Origin of the sequence: Mycobacterium sp. 1245801.1, from assembly GCF_001673055.1 — a bacterium.
Taxonomy (GTDB): Bacteria; Actinomycetota; Actinomycetes; order Mycobacteriales; family Mycobacteriaceae; genus Mycobacterium; species Mycobacterium europaeum_A.
The window spans coordinates 24,706-43,813 of sequence record NZ_LZKY01000170.1; the positions used below are offsets into that span (position 1 = coordinate 24,706).

Annotated in this window: 12 protein-coding genes; 9 read left to right on the plus strand and 3 right to left on the minus strand. The window is 68.1% G+C overall.

The features are described 5' to 3' along the window. Nucleotides 1-22: 22 nt before the first annotated feature. A complete protein-coding gene (locus A5622_RS10770; protein ID WP_066878420.1) occupies nt 23-1,414 on the minus strand; it encodes a condensation domain-containing protein in 1,392 nt (463 codons plus the stop codon). Between the two features lie 821 nt (nt 1,415-2,235). On the opposite strand from A5622_RS10770, the gene A5622_RS10775 reads away from it, so the two are divergent. From A5622_RS10775 to A5622_RS10785, 3 genes are all read left to right on the plus strand, one after another. Next, entirely contained in the window at nt 2,236-3,894 is a 1,659-nt protein-coding gene (locus A5622_RS10775; RefSeq protein ID WP_066878422.1) for an NAD-dependent malic enzyme, read from the plus strand. A gap of 211 nt (nt 3,895-4,105) precedes the next feature. After that, nucleotides 4,106-4,852, plus strand: coding sequence for a maleylpyruvate isomerase family mycothiol-dependent enzyme (locus A5622_RS10780; RefSeq protein ID WP_082994566.1), 747 nt, complete (start codon nt 4,106-4,108; stop codon nt 4,850-4,852). A 100-nt stretch (nt 4,853-4,952) separates the two neighbouring features. After that, complete coding sequence (locus tag A5622_RS10785; protein WP_066878425.1) at nt 4,953-5,570, plus strand: TetR/AcrR family transcriptional regulator; 618 nt, start codon at nt 4,953-4,955, stop codon at nt 5,568-5,570. A 29-nt stretch (nt 5,571-5,599) separates the two neighbouring features. Here A5622_RS10785 and A5622_RS10790 read toward each other — a convergent pair whose 3' ends face one another. Beyond that, the gene (locus A5622_RS10790) at nt 5,600-6,310 is read right to left on the minus strand and encodes an SDR family oxidoreductase (RefSeq protein WP_066878427.1); all 711 of its coding nucleotides are present in this window, start codon (nt 6,308-6,310) and stop codon (nt 5,600-5,602) included. A gap of 105 nt (nt 6,311-6,415) precedes the next feature. On the opposite strand from A5622_RS10790, the gene A5622_RS10795 reads away from it, so the two are divergent. Both A5622_RS10795 and A5622_RS10800 read left to right on the plus strand, forming a co-directional pair. Then, nucleotides 6,416-7,276 (plus strand): LysR family transcriptional regulator, encoded by an 861-nt coding sequence (locus A5622_RS10795; protein WP_066878429.1) that lies wholly within the window; start codon nt 6,416-6,418, stop codon nt 7,274-7,276. A 313-nt stretch (nt 7,277-7,589) separates the two neighbouring features. Further along, entirely contained in the window at nt 7,590-8,651 is a 1,062-nt protein-coding gene (locus A5622_RS10800) for a 3-deoxy-7-phosphoheptulonate synthase (protein ID WP_066878431.1), read from the plus strand. 27 nt (nt 8,652-8,678) lie between these two features. Here A5622_RS10800 and A5622_RS10805 read toward each other — a convergent pair whose 3' ends face one another. Continuing rightward, nucleotides 8,679-10,343 carry a (2,3-dihydroxybenzoyl)adenylate synthase gene (locus A5622_RS10805; protein ID WP_066878433.1) on the minus strand — a complete coding sequence of 555 codons (1,665 nt, stop codon included), beginning with the start codon at nt 10,341-10,343 and terminating at the stop codon, nt 8,679-8,681. A 106-nt stretch (nt 10,344-10,449) separates the two neighbouring features. Between A5622_RS10805 and A5622_RS10810 the strand changes: the two genes are divergently transcribed. Genes A5622_RS10810 through mbtD form a run of 4 tightly spaced genes read left to right on the plus strand, consistent with a single transcriptional unit; the run spans nt 10,450 to nt 19,107 of the window. After that, on the plus strand, nt 10,450-13,953 hold the full coding sequence (locus A5622_RS10810; RefSeq protein ID WP_066878435.1) for a non-ribosomal peptide synthetase: 3,504 nt from the start codon (nt 10,450-10,452) through the stop codon (nt 13,951-13,953). Nucleotides 13,954-13,961: 8 nt separating this feature from the next. Continuing rightward, a complete protein-coding gene (locus tag A5622_RS10815) occupies nt 13,962-14,723 on the plus strand; it encodes a thioesterase II family protein (RefSeq protein WP_066867791.1) in 762 nt (253 codons plus the stop codon). Between the two features lie 5 nt (nt 14,724-14,728). Further along, on the plus strand, nt 14,729-16,060 hold the full coding sequence (locus A5622_RS10820; RefSeq protein WP_066867873.1) for a polyketide synthase: 1,332 nt from the start codon (nt 14,729-14,731) through the stop codon (nt 16,058-16,060). Next, on the plus strand, nt 16,060-19,107 hold the full coding sequence (gene mbtD / locus A5622_RS10825) for a mycobactin polyketide synthase MbtD (protein ID WP_066878437.1): 3,048 nt from the start codon (nt 16,060-16,062) through the stop codon (nt 19,105-19,107). Before A5622_RS10820 ends, mbtD begins: the two co-directional genes overlap by 1 nt. Nucleotide 19,108: the final 1 nt, after the last annotated feature.

The window sequence follows — 19,108 nt, forward strand, 5'->3', positions numbered from 1 at the left end:
CGGCGACAGGACGGGACGGGCATCACGCATCGATATGCGGTCCGGCCTCGCACACCCGGGTGAATTCGGCGCGCATCGTCTCGACGTAGCGCAGGACGGATTTCCGGGCGACGTCGGTGCCCGGGTAGGCGACCACCAGCTGCGTTTTGTCGTGCATGCGATTGACCCACATGCACACCGTCTCCGACAGCCGGTTGTCGCCCCAGACGCCGGCGCGCAGGCCGTCGAAGTAGCCGCCGAACGGCAACTTGCGGATGTCGATGTAGGACAGCATCGGGACCGGGCGGTCGGGAACCTCGATGGGGTTCGACGACGGGTCCGTCGACTCAAGCAGGTGGTAGTACGGCACCGCGCCCAGGGCCGTGTTGCCGTCGAAAGACGCCTGGGCGGCGCTGACCACCTCAGCGAACGACGCACCGGCGGTCGGAATCGCCAACGGGACGAAACTGGCCAGCCAACCGACCGCGGTGGCGTACGCGGGCTCCCGCCTGTTGTCGAATGGAGTGAGTCCGAAATACGTTGTGGCGCTCGTCAACCGGTGTTCGGTCAGCGCGGCGCAGGCGAACACGCCACCGCTGAAACGCGCGCCCGCCGCGCGGCACACCGCTTCGAACCGGCGGCCCTGGTCGTCATCGATCAGGTCGAACACGTCGATGGCCCCCGGTGTGTCCGCATTCGACTCACCCAGTTCCAGCGGGAATTTCGGGAGCGCCCCATTGTTCGCCGCGAGAAACGCCCGCCACGACTGGATCTCGGGCGACTCCTCGTTCAGGCCCCGGGTGTACGCATGCTGGTTCGCGCTGTATTCGCGATGGCTCGGGGCCGGCGGCAGCGGGTTTTCCGCCCTCTGCAACGCGGCGTAGTACATGGTCTGGATGTCGAGGAAGATCACCCCCGCCGACATGCCGTCGGCGCGCAGGTGGTCGACGGCGATATAGATGGTGAACCGGTCTTGGGCCTGAATGATGCCGAAGGTAAAGCAGTCCCATTGCAGCGGATCGGGCGTATCGAGAAGCAGTTTGCGGATCTGGTTCGGCGCCATCTTCCCGAGATCCGTTGGAGCCAAGGTGATGAGCTCCGGGTCGGGAATGACATAGCGAAGAATCTCATCGTTGTCGCCGAAGTCAAACCGGTCGTGGTAGGTGTCGTGTCGCCGGAGGTGACTATTCACGGCTTGGGTCATCGCATCGATGTCGCAGAGGCCGCTGATTTCCCAGGCCCCGATGCACAACCGCGGGATGTCGCGGCCGCGACTGACCTGCCGGCGGTAATAGCGAAGATGCTGCGCCTGCTGATAACTCACCGGGGCGGGATGGTATTGAGCTTCGGCCGCGCGCCGATGGGTAGCCGCAGTGGGGTACCAGGAGACGACGGTGCCCTCGGCTGTCCAGTCCTCAACTGTGCCCAAGAACATGCGCTACCTTTCGTCCGTCAGCTGGCGACGCCGGTCCGGATGACCTTAGCGGCAACGCAGGTGATTTGCTGAGTAAGTCGGTTGCCGAAGCGGTCCGGTTCCGCGGGCCCAGCAAGTGCCTCGCGCCACGCTGCGTCGAACAATGCGCACGTTCGGTGCGGACCAGGGTGTTGTCAGCCGGTGATGCGCATATCGTCAAGCGGCGCAGACAAATGACTCGCCGACCCTTCCGCGGCGCAATCATAAAGTTCCCCTTTCGGGCCCGCAATCGCACAGGAAGTTCTGCCAACCGGTCGTGTGCTCGTGTGAGGTAGTCGACACGCGGGGTCATTTAATTCGTGCGTCGTTAACACGGAACTACGACTCGAACAAGCATTTATCTCGACGTGATGACCCAACCTGTCGATTCCCACCCACAGAGCCGGCGCAATCTTGACTAGGCCCCACGTGATGCTTGCGGACCTGCCGAAACGGCGCCTGGGTTACCATATCGTGATGCACGGCCGTATTGGAATACTGTCAGTGAAAGATTTCTTGCGCCGCTGATGCGGGCAAACAATCAAGCGATCCACCAAAAGCGCGGCGGCACTGAGCCCTACGTCGCTGCCGACGACAACTTGTGGATCAAACATCGTGAGAACCGTGGCGCCCGCAGCAAACTGCGTGACGCGCGGGTTCAATCCTTGAGCACCCATCGAAAGGCGAGCCACGCGGGGCCGAAGCCGCGAGGGCTCAGCAGACAAAGCGCCCTCGATGATCGATGATGATCTGGACACCGCCGTTTCCCGTTTCGCGAGAGTCGCAAAGAAGGGACCTAGACGATGCCCGATGAGCTCCGCGGTCCGGCCAGACTGTTCGATGCGCTGACCACCAAGGGCACCGCCTTCACCGAAGCCGAGCGCCGGCGGCTGGGTCTCTTGGGTCTGTTGCCGACGACGGTGAAGACGCTGGAGCAGCAAGCCGCGCATTGTTGGCACGAATTCTCCACTCGGCGCGACGATCTCGACAAACACATTTATTTGCGGGCATTGCAGGACCGCAACGAGACGTTGTTCTACCGCGTATTGCGCGACCACATTCCCGAGGCGCTGCCCGTCGTCTATACACCCACCGTGGGTGAGGCCTGCCAGCGTTTCAGTGAGATCTACCGGCGGCCTCGGGGATTGTTCGTGTCCTACACCGAGGGTGATTGCCTGGACGAGGTACTGAACAACCGGCCGCAACGTGAGGTCGATGTGATCGTGGTGACCGACGGGCAGCGCATCCTCGGCCTGGGCGATCAGGGGATCGGGGGCATGGGGATCCCGATCGGGAAACTGTCCCTCTACACCCTGATCGGTGGCATCGATCCCGCGCGCACGCTTCCTATCGTGCTCGACGTGGGTACCGACAACAGCGAGCTCCTCGACGATCCCCAATATCTGGGCTGGCGGCACCGGCGCATCGACGACGAGGATTACTACGCGTTCATCGACAAGTTCGTCGCCGCGGTGCGCAAGCAGTTGCCGAATGTGTTGCTGCAGTGGGAGGACTTCGCCACCACGCATGCGCTGCCGATCCTGGCCCGTTATCGCGACAAGCTGCTCACCTTCAACGACGACATCCAGGGAACGGCCGCCGTCACGCTCGGAGCGCTGCACGGCGCCGCCAAGGTCGCCGGCCGCCCGCTCTCGCAGCAACAGATTGTGATGCTCGGCGCCGGCTCGGCCGGTATCGGAGTGCTCGACATGATTCGACGGCAGATGATGAACGAAGGGCTGTCCGAACAGGCTGCCTCGCAGCGTATCTGGGTTGTCGACGTCGTCGGCCTGCTCACCGATGACCGCACCGACCTGTCCGATGCGCAGCGCGGATTCGCCCAGCCTGCCGCCCGCGTCGCGCAATGGGGTCTGTCAAGTCCCGCTCAGCTGGCCGACGTCGTCCACCACGTCGAGGTGGGCGTGCTGCTCGGCCTGTCGACCGCCGCGGGTGCCTTCACCGAGAGCATCGTGCGTGAGCTCGCCGGTAAGACCGACCGGCCGATCATCTTCCCGCTTTCCAATCCCACCAGCCGCGCCGAGGCGCGCCCCGCCGAGCTGGATCAGTGGACCGACGGGCGGGCGCTGATCGCCACCGGCTCGCCGTTCGCGCCGCTACACCGCAACGGCGTGGAACATGCTGTCGCGCAGTGTAATAACGTCTACATCTTTCCCGCGATGGGGCTCGGGGTGACGGCGGCTCAGGCGACCCGGGTCACCGACGAGATGATGCGCGTCGCGGCGCAGACCTTGGGCGAGGCCTCGCCCGCCCTCGCCGACCCCGACCAGCCGCTGCTACCGGCGTGGTCGGACGTGCCGGATGTCGCCGTGCGCATCGCGCACGCCGTCGCCGTGCAGGCGGTCGCGGACGGTGTCGCCCCGACGCGCAGCGAAGCAGAGCTCGCCGAACGCATCGCGCAGGTGCGTTGGCAACCCGAGTACCCCACGACAGTCGACCCGTGACGGCTGGTGGTCATGGGCACCGGATGGCGGTGTGAGTATTTCACTGCCCCTACCTGCACCGGTTTTGGCCAAGCGCAATGACTTTCGACGCAGAAGCAACGCCTCCTCGGCACCGGCTGACCCGGTACGGCCTCAATATCGACATCGCCTTGACTTCATACATGCAGTGTGTATGTTAATACATACAGTATGTATCTGAAAGGTGGGTCTCATGAGCACCACGCTCGACGCCATAGCGGAAGAACGCAGAATTGTTCTGGAGCTCTGCTCGCAAATGCCGGATCCGTTGTGGGTGAAGGACAGTGGTTGCTCGGGCTGGTCGGTGCAAGACCTCGTGTCGCACATGGCGTGCAGCTTCTGGCTGGCTGTCGATCCGTCGAGGCTGCCCAGTCCCGGCGATTTGCCGGCCGAACGCGCGGCCGACCTCTATGTGGAATCGCGACGCTCTATGACCCCCGAACAGGTGGTGGCCGACTATGAATCGGTCAGCGGCCGAGGGCTCGAGGTGCTCGCTGCGATAGAGGGTCAGGACATCGACATCCCCATCGGCGACGTTGGAACCTACCCGGCCTCGGTGGTGCCGACAACCTTCGTCTTCGAATCACTCATCCACACTCGCTGCGACCTCTTTGCCCCCGACGGGCCGCTGCCGGGGGACCCGCCGCCCGTCGACGAGCTGCGGCTTGCCCCCACCCTCGATTGGATCGAAGCGGCACTGCCGCAGCAGAATGTGCCGCTGCTCAACGACTTACACACCGGCGTGGAGGTTCGCCTCGACGGGCTGTGCGCCCGCACCCTGCACATCGGCCCGCGCGCCGAGGTCGGGGCGCGTGTCACGTCCGACTCGCAGGCCTTCGTGCGCTGGGTGACCCAGCGCGGCACCTGGGGGGAGTTGGGTGTGCAGGCGGAGGGTGACCCGTCGTCGCTTGATGTCGTTCGCCGGCTCAGGGTGTTCTGAGCCGGGTCCGAACACGACGCCACACCGGTCGGTCGCGCGATCCCGGACCTTCATACGGTATGTATGAGAATGCCTACGGAGGCGTGAAAGGTAAGGGTCGATGGCGCAGGGCGGTCGCCGCACGCAGGCCGAACGCGCGGCTGAGACACGCGATGCGTTGATCGGTGCCGCCCGGCCGTTGTTTGCGTCAGTGGGATTCGCCGACGCGTCCCTGGAAACGATCGTCCGCAACGCTGGGGTGACACGCGGCGCCCTCTATCACCATTTCGCCGACAAGACAGAGTTATTCGCGGCGGTGTTCGAGCGCGTCGAGGGGGAGATGGCCGCCCGGATGGTCGACGCGGTCGCCGCCGCCGGACACTCCGATCCCGTCGAGATCATGCGACTCTGTTCGGGACTTTGGTTGGATGCGTGCGCCGAACCCGAGATCCAGCGCATCGTCCTGCTCGAGGCGCTGGCGGTGTTGGGATGGGAACGCTGGAGCGACATCGGCCGTCGCTACAACATCGGGTTCGTGACTGGACTGCTCACCGACGCCATCGAATCCGGCAGTATTCCCCGCCAGCCCGTCGAGGTGACCGCCCTGACGATCATGGGAGCACTGCGCGAGGCGACGCTCTACATCGCCCGCGCCGACGATCATCGTCGGGCCCGCGCGGAAGCCGGCGCGGTGCTGGACCGACTCATCGACGCGTTGCGCGCCAACGGTTCTGGCTAGTCTGCCGCACCGCTCGCCGATAGGTGTCGTTACGCCGCGATGCTGCCGCCCCCGTCGGCTCGGATGATTTGACCGGTGATGTAGCCGGCGTCGTCGTCCAACAGTGCGCAGATCGCATGGGCGATCTCGCGGGGTGTCCCGAGGCGGCGCAGCGGAATCGTCTGCAGCATACGCGCTTCGCGCTCGGAGCCGGCCGGGCTGAGCGCGCGGTACATCTCGGTTTCGATGGGCCCGGGCGCCACGGCGTTGACCGTGATGCCGGACTGCGCGAGCTCGCCGGCCCAGATCCGGGTGCACGCTTCCAGTGCCGCCTTCGTCGCCGCGTAGGGCGTGCGCTCCGAGGTGCCCAGTGTGGTCAAGCTGGTGACGTTGACGATGCGCCCCCACTCGTTGACCAGCATGCCGGGCAGCACCGCCTGGACCACCTGCACGGCGGCGCGCACGTTCAGGTCGTACGTGACGGCCAGATCGTCCAGATTGATCGAACCGATGCGGCCGAACCGGGCGACGGCCACGTTGTTGACCACCGCGTCGATGCGCCCGTTCGCCAGCACGCGCCCGAGCGCGGCGTCGGTCTCGACCCGATCGGTGAGGTCCGCCTCGTAGAACTCGCCCGGGAAGTCGTCGGGCGCGGTGCGAGCCAGGCCGACGGGTATGTCGCCGGACCTCTTCACCCGGTCGGCGACTGCCCGGCCGATCCCCTTCGATGCCCCGGTGATCAGTACGCGCCTTGCGGTCATGGTGTCCTCCTTCAACGGCTTCGTATGATTACTGAAACGTTCTGGAACGCAAATGTTGCATAACGTTGTTGTTATGGGCGATGACGTTGCCCTTATGGAGGATCGATGACGACGTTGGCGCAGCTCAGAACGTTCATTGCGGTGGTCGATCAGGGCGGTTTCACGGCGGCCAGCCGCCGGCTGGGGTCATCCCAGCCGGCCGTCAGCCGCACCGTCGCCACGCTGGAAAAGGAGCTGGGCCTGGCGCTGTTCGTTCGCCGCCGAGACGGGCTGTCCCTGACCGAAGCGGGTGCCATCGCGCTGACACACGCGCGAGAGGCGGTGCGCCACCTCACGTTGATGCGCACCGAGGTCGCCGGCCTGGCGGGCGACATCACCGGGACGCTGAGCCTCGCGAGCCTGCCGTCGGCCACCGCAACGCTCGTCGCGCCCCAACTCCGGGCGTTCGCCCAGCGGCATCCGGCCGTCACCATCCGGCTGCTCGAGGGTAGTGAGCAAGAGATTCGGGATTGGCTCGACCAGGGGGCCGCCGAAGCCGGTGTGGTCAGCCTGCCCAGCAAGGGCCTTGACGTCGCCGTCCTCGGCGAACAGGACATGGTTGCGGTGGTGCCGGCCGAGCACCGGCTGGCAGCCAAGGACGTCGTCACCTACGCCGACTTGGCCAAGGAACCCTTCGTTCGTGGTACGGGCGGATGTGCGGATGTGTTCATGCCGATCGCGCGCCGCGCCGGGGTCGAATTCGACCTGGCCTTCGAAGCACGCGAGATCGCGGCGACGCTCGAGATCGTGCGCGCCGGCCTGGGAGTGAGCATCCTGCCCAGCGCCGGCCTGCCAGAACTGCCCGGCGTCGCGGTGCGTCCGCTGCTGCCCCAGACCGTGCGGCGCCTCGGCGTCGCGGTCTCCGCGAGTGCGTCCGCCCCCGCGCGCGCATTCCTCGACCAGATCGCCGCGCTGAATCTGCGCTGATTCGATTGGGCCAGCGCGGTTTTGATCCCCGACGGGACTCGTGGCTGTCGGTGACCACGTGCGCGGCGCGACGCGTTTTCAGCCGCACCGACCCGACGTGGTATCTTCGCCGACGTGACTATCGGCGTGCGCGCGTATTGGCGCTTTATCGTGGCTCCGGGTGGAGCCGGCGATGCGGCGGCCGATTGACGCACGCGCACGACTGATACCCGGAGCCCAGCAGTGACCACACGGTCGCTGCTTTTCGTTTTTCAGGGCATCGGGAACCAGCGGGCGTGCCCTGGGAGCCAGCACAGAAAGGCACACACCCCCCATGTCCATCATCAATTACGAGACGGCGACCATCGACACGTCCGACCACCGGATCGTCTCGTTCCGGGAACTGTCGGCACCGGCGGTGATTCGCACCGAACTGCCGTTGACCGCCCGGCGCGCCCAGGCCGTCCAGCGCGATCGTGACGAGATCTCGGCGATCCTGGCCGGTGGTGACGATCGGCTGTTGCTGGTGGTCGGCCCGTGCTCGGTGCACGACCCCGTCGCCGCGCTCGATTACGCACGCCGGCTCGCGCCGATGGCCGCCGACTACGCGGATCGGCTGAAGATCGTGATGCGCGTCTACTTCGAAAAGCCGCGGACCACCGTCGGGTGGAAGGGACTGATCAACGACCCCAACATGGATGGCAGCTTCGACGTCGAGCGGGGCATCCGCGTCGCGCGCGGGTTGTTACTCGACATCATCGACGTCGGCCTGCCGGTGGGGTGCGAATTTTTAGAGCCCACCAGTCCTCAGTACATCGCCGACGCCGTCGCGTGGGGCGCGATCGGCGCCCGCACCACCGAGTCGCAGGTGCACCGCCAGTTGGCGTCGGGCCTGTCGATGCCCGTCGGGTTCAAGAACGGCACCGATGGCAACGTTCAGGTCGCCATCGACGGGGTCAAAGCCGCTGCGGCGCAGCACAATTTCTTCGGTACCGACGACTTCGGTCGTGCGGCCGTCGTCGAGACCATGGGCAATCCCGACTGCCACGTCATCCTTCGGGGTGGCACCACCGGACCAAACTACGACGCCGCCGCGGTGGCCAGCGCCATCGAACGGCTTGGCACGGCCGGGCTTTCCGGGCAGGTCATGATCGACTGCTCACACGCCAACTCGGCCAAAGACCATGTGCGCCAAGCCGAGGTCACCGCCGAGGTGACCGCACGCATCGCTGGGGGCGAGCGCGGTATCGCCGGACTGATGCTGGAAAGCTTCCTGGTCGCCGGCGCCCAATCGCTCGGCGGGGAGTTGGTCTACGGCCAGTCCGTGACCGATCGGTGCATGGACTTCACCACGACCGCGGGGCTGTTGGCTGACCTCTACGCGGCGATGGGCTGACCGCGGGCCACGGGGGCTGGGCCCGCGTCACCGAGGGGCGGGCGCCTGTCGCGACGAAACCTGGCCGGCGATCGCCTTCTTGTCGATCTTGCCGATCGGGGTGGTGGGCAGGGACGTCATCGCCACCAAGACGTCGGGGCGGGCGTGCGCGGCCACACCGCGCTCGTCGAGGTAGCCGTTCAATTCCGCCAGCGACAGTTCAGGGCCGTCGAAAACCACGGCCGCACAGATCTTCTCGCCCAGGTAAGGGTCAGGCAGCGCGACGGCGGCGGCCGAGAAGATCGTCGGATGGCTGTGCAGCTGCTCCTCCAGGTCCGCCGCCGAAATGGTCTCTCCGCCACGGCAAATCACGTCCTTGACCCGACCGGTCACCACCAGATAGCCGTCGTTGCGCAGCCGCACCACGTCACCGCTGCGGAAGAACCCTTGCGCGTCGAAGCTGCGTTCGTTGTCGCGCTCGGCCCGAAAGTAGCCGTTGAACGTGTACGGTCCGCGGACCAGTAGTTCGCCCTCCTCGCCCGGCGGCACCGGGTTGCCCTCCGCATCGACGACGCGCAGTTCGTCGGCCGGACACAATGGCCGGCCCTGGGTGTGTTCGGTGAGTTCCGGGGGATCGTCGAGCCGGGTGTAGTTCAGCAGCCCCTCGGCCATCCCGAACACCTGCTGCAGGCCCGGGGTCAATGCGCTGCGCACCAAGCGGGCATCCTCGGCTTCCAGCTTGGCGCCGCCAACCTGCAAGAGCCGCAGCGTCTTTGGTGTCACGGGTTCCCAGTCGCAAGCTTGCGCCCACAACTTGGCCAACGCCGGCACCAGGGCGGTCACCGTGACACAGTGGCGTTCGATGGCGGCAAAGGCCGCCTCGGGGCTGGGGTCGGTGCCGAAAACGGTGGTGGCGCCGACCGTCATCGCACCGAGCAGACCCGGACAGGCAAGCGGGAAGTTGTGCCCGGCGGACAGCACCGCCAAATACACGTCGTCGCGGGTGAGCCCGCAGAGTGCGGCGCTGGCCTTCGCGTTGAAGACATAGTCGTCATGGGTGCGGGGGATGAGCTTGGGCGTGCCGGTGGTGCCGCCCGAAACCAACAGCAGCGCAGGCGATCCCGGATCGGGTGCCGGTGGCCGCGCGCCGGTGGTCGTCCCATCGCGCAGTTGGGTCCACGAGGTGAACGGTCCCGGGTCGCCGTCGACGATGACGTGCCTGAGCGCGCCGTGCCGCTCGACGAGGCCCTGCGCCATGGTCCGGTAGTCGAATCCGCCTGCGGTGTCGGCGATCAGCAACCCGGTGGCCTCGCTGACCGCGGCGAAATGTCCCAGTTCGGTGGCCCGGTGACCGGGCAGGCACATCACCGGTATCGCCCCGGCCCGCAGCAGCCCGAACAGCGCCACCGCGAACTGCCAGCCGTTCGGCAATTGCAGCAACACCCGATCGCCCGGCGCGATACCCGCGCCGCACAGTCCATCGGCCGCGCGGTTAGCCTGGTCGTCCAGGTCCGCATAACTGAGGCCGGTGTCGCTCATGGCGTCGATGACGGCGACTCGGTCGGGCCATTGCTGGGCCGCGTCGGTCAGGATCGTGTCCAGGGGCCGCCCCGCCCAGTAGCCGGCCGCCCGATAGGCGGCGCTCCGATCGGCGGGGAAGGGCACGAACCCGTCGAGGACTCCGGCCGGCGGCTGCGGTGTGTTCGGGCTCATGGCTCCTTCAGCGGGGGCTTCGAACGGGGCTAGTAGCGGGGACGCAGGGAGTAAGGATAGGGTAACCAAAAAATTAGGGCAGCCTGTGCTAATTCAGGGAGGGTCTGTGGTGCACGCCTCGGCACGCTCGGAGGACATCCGGGCGGAGGTGGCCGAACTGCTCGGCGTCGACGTCGATGCAGTTCAGCCGGGTGACAACCTCATCAGCCAGGGCCTGGACTCGATCCGGATCATGACGTTGGCCGGCCGGTGGCGCCGCCGGGGCGTCGCCATCGACTTCGCCACCCTGGCCGAGCAGCCGACGATCGACGCCTGGGCCCGGCTGGTCGCCGCCGACGGGCACGGCGCCGACCAGCAGACCGTTCCCGCCGAGGCGGCCCGGAGCGCTGAGCCGTCGGCCGAGGACGAGCCGTTTGCCCTGGCCCCGATGCAGCACGCGATGTGGGTGGGCCGCCAGGACCACCAGCAGCTCGGTGGCGTCGCCGGGCACCTCTACGTCGAATTCGACGGTGGCCCGATCGATCCGGAGCGGCTGCGCGCGGCGGCGACCGCGCTGGCACGTCGCCATCCGATGCTGCGGGTGCGGTTCCTGCCCGACGGCACGCAACACATCCCCCCGGCCGACCAGAACGGCGCCTTCCCGGTGGAGGTCGAGGACCTGCGCCAGCTGAGCACCGACGAGGTCGAGCGGCGGCTCGCCGACATCCGCGACGCGAAATCACACCAGCAGCTCGACGGCGCGGTGTTCGAACTGGCGGTGACGCTGTTGCCGTCCGGGCGGTCCCGGCTGCATGTCGATTTGGACATGCAGGCCGCCGACGCGATGAGCTATCGGACCCTGATGGGCGACCTGGCGGCCCTGTACGGCGGCCGCGACCTCCCCGAGCTGAGCTACACCTATCGGCAGTACCGCCAAGCCATCGAGGCCGAAGAGGCCCAGCCGCAACCGGCCCGCGACGCCGACCGGGACTGGTGGGCGCTGCGCCTGCCGGAGCTGCCCGACCCGCCGGCGTTGCCGTCCATCGGTGGCCGCGGCTCGAAGCAGAGCACGCGGCGCTGGCACTGGCTGGACCCGCAAACCCGCGATGCGCTGTTCGCCCGCGCCCAGGCGCGCGGCATCACTCCGGCCATGGCCCTGGCCGCGGGATTCGCCAATACCCTGGCGCGCTGGTCGACCACGTCGCGCTTTTTGCTGAACGTCCCACTGTTCGGGCGGCAGCCCCTGCACCCCGACGTCGACTCGTTGGTCGGTGACTTCACCTCCTCGCTGCTGCTCGACGTCGATCTCGCCGGCGCCCACACCGCGGCGGCGCGGGCCCAGACCGTGCAGGGCGCGATGCGCACGGCCGCCGCCCATTCCGCCTATCCGGGACTGTCGGTGCTGCGCGACCTCAGCCGTCATCGCCGCACTCAGGTGCTCGCCCCGGTGGTATTCACCAGCGCGCTGGGACTCGGCGAACTGTTCAGCCGCGAGGTGACGGACCGATTCGGCACACCGGGATGGATCATCTCCCAGGGGCCGCAGGTGCTGCTGGACGCGCAGGTCACCGAATTCGACGGCGGCGTCCTGGTGAATTGGGATGTGCGCGAAGGCATGTTCCCCCCGGGCGTCATCGACGCCATGTTCGCCTACCACATCGACGAGCTGCTGCGGCTGGCCTGCGCCGACGACGCGTGGGAGGCGCCGGGCCCGCCGGCACTGCCCCAGGCGCAGCGCGCGGTGCGCGAGGCGGCCAACGCCCGCACCGCGGAACCCAGCGGAGAAGCCTTGCACGACGGGTTCTTCCGGCAGGCCGAGCGGCAGCCCGACGCCCCGGCGGTGTTCGCCAGCACCGGTGACCTCAGCTATGCACAACTGCGCGACCAGGCGCTGGCGGTGGCCGCGGCGCTGCGCGCCGCCGGGGTGGCCACCGGCGAGACCATCGCGATCATGGGGCCCAAAACCGCCGAGCAGATTCCGGCCTTGCTGGGCATCCTGTCCGTCGGTGCCGTCTACCTGCCGATCGGCGCCGACCAGCCGCGCGATCGCGCCGAGCGCATCCTCGAAACCGGTGCGGTGAGGCTGGCCCTCGCCTGCGGCGGACGACCGCTGTCCGTGCCGGTGCCAGAACTGGTGCTGGCCGATATCCTTCGCGAGGCACCTGCGAGCGCCGAGATTACTTCAGCGAGAATCGATCCCGCCGCGCTCGCCTACGTGTTGTTCACGTCGGGCTCCACCGGCGAGCCCAAGGGCGTCGAGGTCACCCACGACGCGGCGATGAACACCGTGGAATTCATCGGCCGCCACTTCGAGATCGGCCCCGCGGATCGATGCCTGGCGCTGTCGACCCTGGAGGGCGACATCTCGGTGATGGACGTCTTCGTCACCCTGCGCACGGGCGGTTCCCTCGTGGTGGTCGACGAAGCGCAGCGACGCGATCCCGACGCCTGGGCCCGGCTCATCGAGACTCACCAGATCACCGTGCTGCACTTCATGCCCGGCTGGCTGGAGATGCTCGTCGAAGTCGGCCGCGGGCGGCTGTCCTCGGTGCGGGTGATCCCGACCGGCGGCGACTGGGTGCGGCCCGAGGTGGTGCGCCGCCTCCAGGCCGAAGCGCCCGACCTGCGCTTCGCCGGCCTCGGCGGTGCGACCGAAACCCCGGTGCACAACAGCATTTTCGAGGTGACCGAAGCGATTCCGGAGGATTGGACGGCCTTGCCGTTCGGCGTCCCGCTTCCCAACAACGCCTGCCGTGTCGTCGATGACACCGGGGCCGACTGCCCGGACTGGGTGCCCGGCGAATACTGGGTGTCCGGACGCGGCATCGCGCGCGGCTACCGCGGCCGTCCCGATCTCACCGCCGAACGCTTCGTCGAGCACGACGGCCGAATCTGGTACCGCACCGGCGATTTGGTGCGGTACTGGCCGGACGGCACCCTCGAATTCGTGGGCCGCGCCGACCACCGGGTCAAGATCAGCGGCTATCGCGTCGAGTTGGGCGAGGTCGAGACCGCGCTGCGGCGCGTGCCCGGGGTGCGCACGGCGGTGGCCGCCCTGATCGCGGTGTCCGGCGAATCCGACGTGCTGGCCGCCCAAGTGTGCACCGACGACGCCGCCCTGACCGCCGAGCGAATCCGGCAGCGTCTCGCTGACCTCGTGCCCGCACACATGGTTCCGCGCCACATCGCGGTGGTGGAGCGGATCGGGTTCACCGACGCCGGAAAGCTCGACCGCCGGGCCGTGGCACGCGAGTTGGAAGCCGCTGTGGCGCAATCGCAGCGGCCGGGCCACCGGGCGCCGTCGACGCCATTGGAAACCGCGCTGGCACTGATCGTCGGCGAGCTGCTCGGCCGGGAACACATCGGGGTCGACGACGACTTCTTCGCCCTCGGCGGCGATTCGGTGCTCGCCACCCAGGCGGTGGCGAGAATCCGGGCCTGGCTGGATGCGCCGGACATCATGGTCGCCGACCTCTTCGCCAATCGAACCGTGTCGACGCTGGCCGCGGTGCTCAGTGCCGGCGAGGACGACCCCGGCCGGCTCGACCAGGTCGCCGAGCTCTATCTGGAGGTTATCGGCATGGACGCCGAATCGGTTCTGGCGGCCTCTCAGCAACCCGCGAAATCGTAGATTGCGCAATGACATTGAATAATCTGATCACCGTGTCTGCCACGTTCCCGTCCTGGATCAAACTGACCCCGGGCCGCAACAACGGGTCGTCCACCGGAGCCACCGTGGTGTTTCCGCACGCCGGCGCGGCCGCCGCAAGCTATCGGGTGCTGGCGGCGGCGCTGGCCGCCGGCGGCGACACCTACATCGTGCAGTACCCGCAACGCGCCGACCGCCTCAGCGAGCCCGGCCACGACAGCGTGCACGACCTGGCCGCCAGCCTCTTCCAAGCGGCGCCCTGGTCCAGCGTCGCGCCGCTGAAGTTGTTCGGGCACAGCATGGGTGCCGTCGTCGCCTTCGAGTTCGCCCGAGTCGCCGAGACGCACGGCACGGCCGTGCAAAAGCTGTGGGTGTCGGCCGGCCCGCCACCGTGCGTCGTCGCCGACATGCCCGAACTGCCGACCAGTGATGACGGGCTGCTGGCCGATATCGCGGATCTGGGCGGTACCGACCCCGAACTGCTTGCCGACGAAGAGTTCTCCGAACTGCTGACCACCGCGGTGCGCGCCGACTATCAGGCCTTCAACGGTTACGACCCCAGCCCCGACGTCCGCATCGGCGCCGACATTCACGTGCTGGGCGGCCATGACGACCACCGCATCGCCACCGGCGTGCTGCGGCAGTGGGAAAGGCACACCGCCGGATCCTTCGCCCTGTCGTTGTACGACGGCGGGCACTTCTACGTCTACGACCACGTCGAAGCGATCGCCGCGCAGGTGAATGCCGGGTGATGTCAATGTCTGACGAGGGGTTCGGCTCGGGCCGCGGCGCCGAGTATGCCGACCCGGTCGTGATCGTGGGAATGGGTGTGGAGGCACCCGGGGGCATCGAAACCGCCGAGGCCTACTGGGATCTGCTGGCCCACGGCCGTGAGGCGCTGGGCCCGTTTCCCACCGACCGCGGTTGGGCGGTGCCAGAACTGCTCGCCGGCTCGCGCCGCAGCGGCTTCAAAGAGATTCATGACCGCGGCGGATTCCTCACCGGGGCAACCACATTCGATCCGGAATTCTTCGGGATCTCGCCCCGCGAGGCCGTCGTGATGGATCCGCAGCAACGGGTGGCGCTTCGGGTGGCCTGGCGGGCGTGCGAGAACAGCGGCATCAATCCCGACGAGCTGGCCGGTCACGATGTGGGCTGCTTCGTCGGCGCCTCGGCCACCGGGTACGGACCCGACATGGCCCAATTCTCCGAACACAGCGGTCATCTGCTCGCCGGGACCGCGCTCAGCGTGATCTCGGGTCGCATCGCCTACACGCTGGGATTGGCCGGGCCGGCGCTGACCTTGGATTCCTCGTGCGCGTCGGCGCTGGTGGCCTTCCACGTCGCGGTGCGCTCACTACAGAACGACGACTGCGATCTGGCCCTTGCGGGCGGGGTCAACGTGCTGGGCTCACCGGGCTTTTTCGTCGAGTTCTCCAAGCAACACGCGCTTTCCGACGACGGATACTGCCGCCCCTACAGCGCGCAGGCCAGCGGGACCGTGTGGGCCGAGGGCGCGGCGATGTTTGTGCTGCAACGCAAATCGGCCGCCCTGCGTGCCGGCCGGCGGATCGTCGCGGAGGTGCGGGCCACCGCCATGAATCAGGACGGGCGCAGCGCCGGTCTGAGCGCGCCCAGCGGCGAGGCCCAGGTCCGGCTGTTCCAGCGGGCCATCAGCCAGGCCGGGATCAAGCCCGCCGAGGTGGGGATGATCGAGGGGCACGGCACGGGGACCCGCCTGGGCGACCGAACCGAGCTGCGCTCGCTGGCCCAGACCTACGGCGACACCGAGCCCGGCGCCGGAGCATTGCTGGGTTCGGTCAAATCCAACGTCGGTCACTCGTTGGCCGCCGCCGGCGCGCTGGGTCTGGCCAAGGTGCTGGTCTCCGCCGAGCACGGCGCCGTCCCACCCACCCTGCACGCCGGCGACGCCAGTCCCGAAATCGAATGGGACAAGCAAGGACTCCGGTTGGCCCAGACCTTGACACCGTGGCCGGCCGTTGACGGGCAGCGCACCGCCGCGGCGTCCGCGTTCGGCATCGCCGGCACCAACGCGCACCTGATCGTCTCCGTCCCCGAGGTCGCATGATGCTCACCCATGGCCTGCCGGACGGGCGTATCCCGGTGCTGCTGAGCGCCCATGATCCAGAGCTGATCCGCCGCGACGCCGCCGCGATCGCCGATTACCTTGGCCGCGTCCCGGACTCGGCGGATCTGACCGCCGCGGTCGCTTCCACCCTGCTGCGGCTGCGGAGGTTGCGACGGCACCGCGCGGTGGTGCGCGCGGCAGACAGCACCGAGCTCGTCGCGGGTCTGTCCGCGATCGCCAACGGCGAGGAGCACGAGCTGGTCTCGTACTCCGCGAGGACGACACCGCCGCGGGTCGCGTTCGTGTTTCCCGGCCAGGGCAATCAATGGCAGGCGATGGGAGCCGGCGCCTACCAACGGTTACCGGCCTACCGCGAGGCCGCCGACCGGTGCGCGCAAGCATTCGCTTCCGCCGGATTCGCTTCTCCGCTGCCGTATCTGGTGGGCGACGAACCGCGCAACTGGTCGCGCCCCGAGATCCAGGGCGCGCAGTTCACCCACGCGGTGAGCCTGGCCGAGGCATGGCGGTCCCGCGGGGTCCTGCCCGACATCACCATCGGTCACAGCCTCGGTGAGGTGGCGGCGGCCTATGTGGCGGAGGCGATAGGGCTGCCCGACGCGGTCGCTTTGGTGGTTGCTCGCGCGACCGTGGTCGACCAGCTCACCGGCCACTACGCAATGGCGGTGCTGGGCACCGGGCTGGACGTCGCGGAGTCGTTGCTCGCGGAAACGCCGGGCTGGTTGGAAGTTTCGGCGGTCAACGGCCCGTCGTCGACCGTGGTCGCCGGTGATCATGACGCGGTGGCCGCCGCGGTCGCACTGGCCCAACGGCGCGGCATCTTCAGCCAGCAACTGTCCGTCGACTATCCCGGACACACCAGTGCGCTCCGACCGTTGCGTTCGAGCCTGGCCGAGCTGACACCGAAGTCGACCTTCCGGGATGCCCCGGTGCGGTTCATCGGATCGACGCTGGGGGCCGAGCTGGGGGAGGCGACCGACTTCTCCGGCTATTGGTATGAAAACCTTTGCGGCACCGTACGATTCGACCTGGCCGTGCAATATGCCCGCGGTTGTGGGGCCGACGCGTTCGTTGAGCTCTCGGCGCACCCGTCCTTGCTGTACCCGCTGGGCGACATCGTCGACGACGAGTCCGCCGTCATCGTCGGCTCGGGTCATCGCGACCGGTCCATCACCGATTCGCTGTCGGCGAGCATCACCGCACTCGCGGCCGCCGACCCCGGCTGCCGGTGGGCCGACGCGATCCCGACGGCCGATCTGCCCGCGCTGCGCGGCTTCCCCCACGCGCCGATGCGTGCGGTGCACCTGTGGGCGGCGCCGCAACGGGTGACCGAAGCGGCGCCGGCGCCGGCGCTCACCGTGGCCGTCGAGGACTGGCAGCCGGTCACGGCGCCCGTCACACCCGGCGCAAGCCGCCTCGACATCGCCTTCGTCGGTGCGGGCACCCTGACGCAGCGGCTGCTCGAAACCGTTGCCGCGCATGGTGCTTGCCGAGCGGTGCCACCGGACGAGGCGGAAATTCTTGTGATCGCCGCCCCGGGACTCGACCCGCTCGACCCCGCCTCCGCAATCGAGCGGATCGCAGGCCGCCCCGACGCGGGCCTACCGGACTACCCCGCACTCATCGGCCCCCGGTGCCGGACCGTCTGGTTGCTCACCGCCGGTGCCGAACACGTCGACCGCGATGACGCCAATGTGTCTCCCGCACAGGCGGCGCTGGCGGCGATGCATCGCAGCATCGGCTTCGAATTCCCGGACCAGGCATTCGGGCACCTGGACCTCGAACACCGCGATTTCGACCCCGCAACGGCACGGCTCGCCATCGACGTGCTGCTGGATGAGGTGGCCGAGGTCGCCGTGCGCGGCGCCGGATCGCCGCGACGCCACGTCCGCACGTTCCGTGCGTGCCGCCAATCGGCGACCCCGCGCCCGCTCGATACCGCCGCCTTGGACGACGTGGTGATCACCGGCGGCAGCGGAGCGATCGGCCTGCAGTACGCGCGGTATTGCCTGGAACGCGGCGCCCGGACCGTCACCCTGCTGAGCCGCCACGGTGTTGATCCGACGGTGCTGCGCGAGCTCGTCGGCCAGTATGACGCCAAAGTCCACGCCCCCCAATGCGATATCACCGATAGGGACGCCCTGGCCGCCGTCGCCGCCGAATATGCGGGTTCGGGCGCGTCACTGCTGATCCACACCGCGGGCATCGCGCGGGCCCTTTCACGATCGGATCTCAGCGGCGCTGACGTTGCGGCGGTGTGCGCGGCCAAAGTCCGCGGACTGGCCTTGCTGGCCGACGTGTGGCCGCTGCGCCCGGACTGCCGGATCCTGGCCTGCTCGTCGGTATTCGGGGTCTGGGGCGGGCACCACCACGCGGCCTACGCGGCATCCAATCGGATGCTCGACGTGTTGGCCGCCCAGTTGCGCGCCGCCGGCCGCGACTGCACGGCGATCCGCTGGGGCCTGTGGCAGGGCGCCGGGGTCGTGGTGGGCACCGAGATCACGCGCACCGAGCGTTCCGGTCTGGTGGCGATGGACCCGCAGCGGGCGATCGAGGCCAGCCTGTACGGATACGACGGCGATCCGCTGATCTTCGACGCCGACTTCGAGCGGCTTCAGGTGTTCTTCGAAAGCCAGGGCATGCCAATGCCGTTCAGTGATGCACGCACCGGCGAGGGCGAGGAAACCGACACCTCGGCTGAGAAGCCGCTCGCCGACATCGTGCGGGCCGAGCTGGCGGCGACGCTGCACCTGGGTGATTCGCTGTCGATCGACCCGGGCGCCTCGCTGATCGACCTGGGTGTGGACTCCTTGCTCGCACTCGATTTACGCAAACGGCTGCGCCGGACGGTGGGGAACTCGGTTCCGGTGTCCCGCATGCTCGGCGGCATCACGGTGACCGAGCTGATCGACGCGCTGCGTGCCGACCCAACCGGCGCGCCCGCGGCGAAGCCGTCATTCGAGCGCGCCGGCGCCGCCAACGGTGCGCACCACTCAACGCTCGCGATGCTAGAAAGGTTGGACTCCTAGC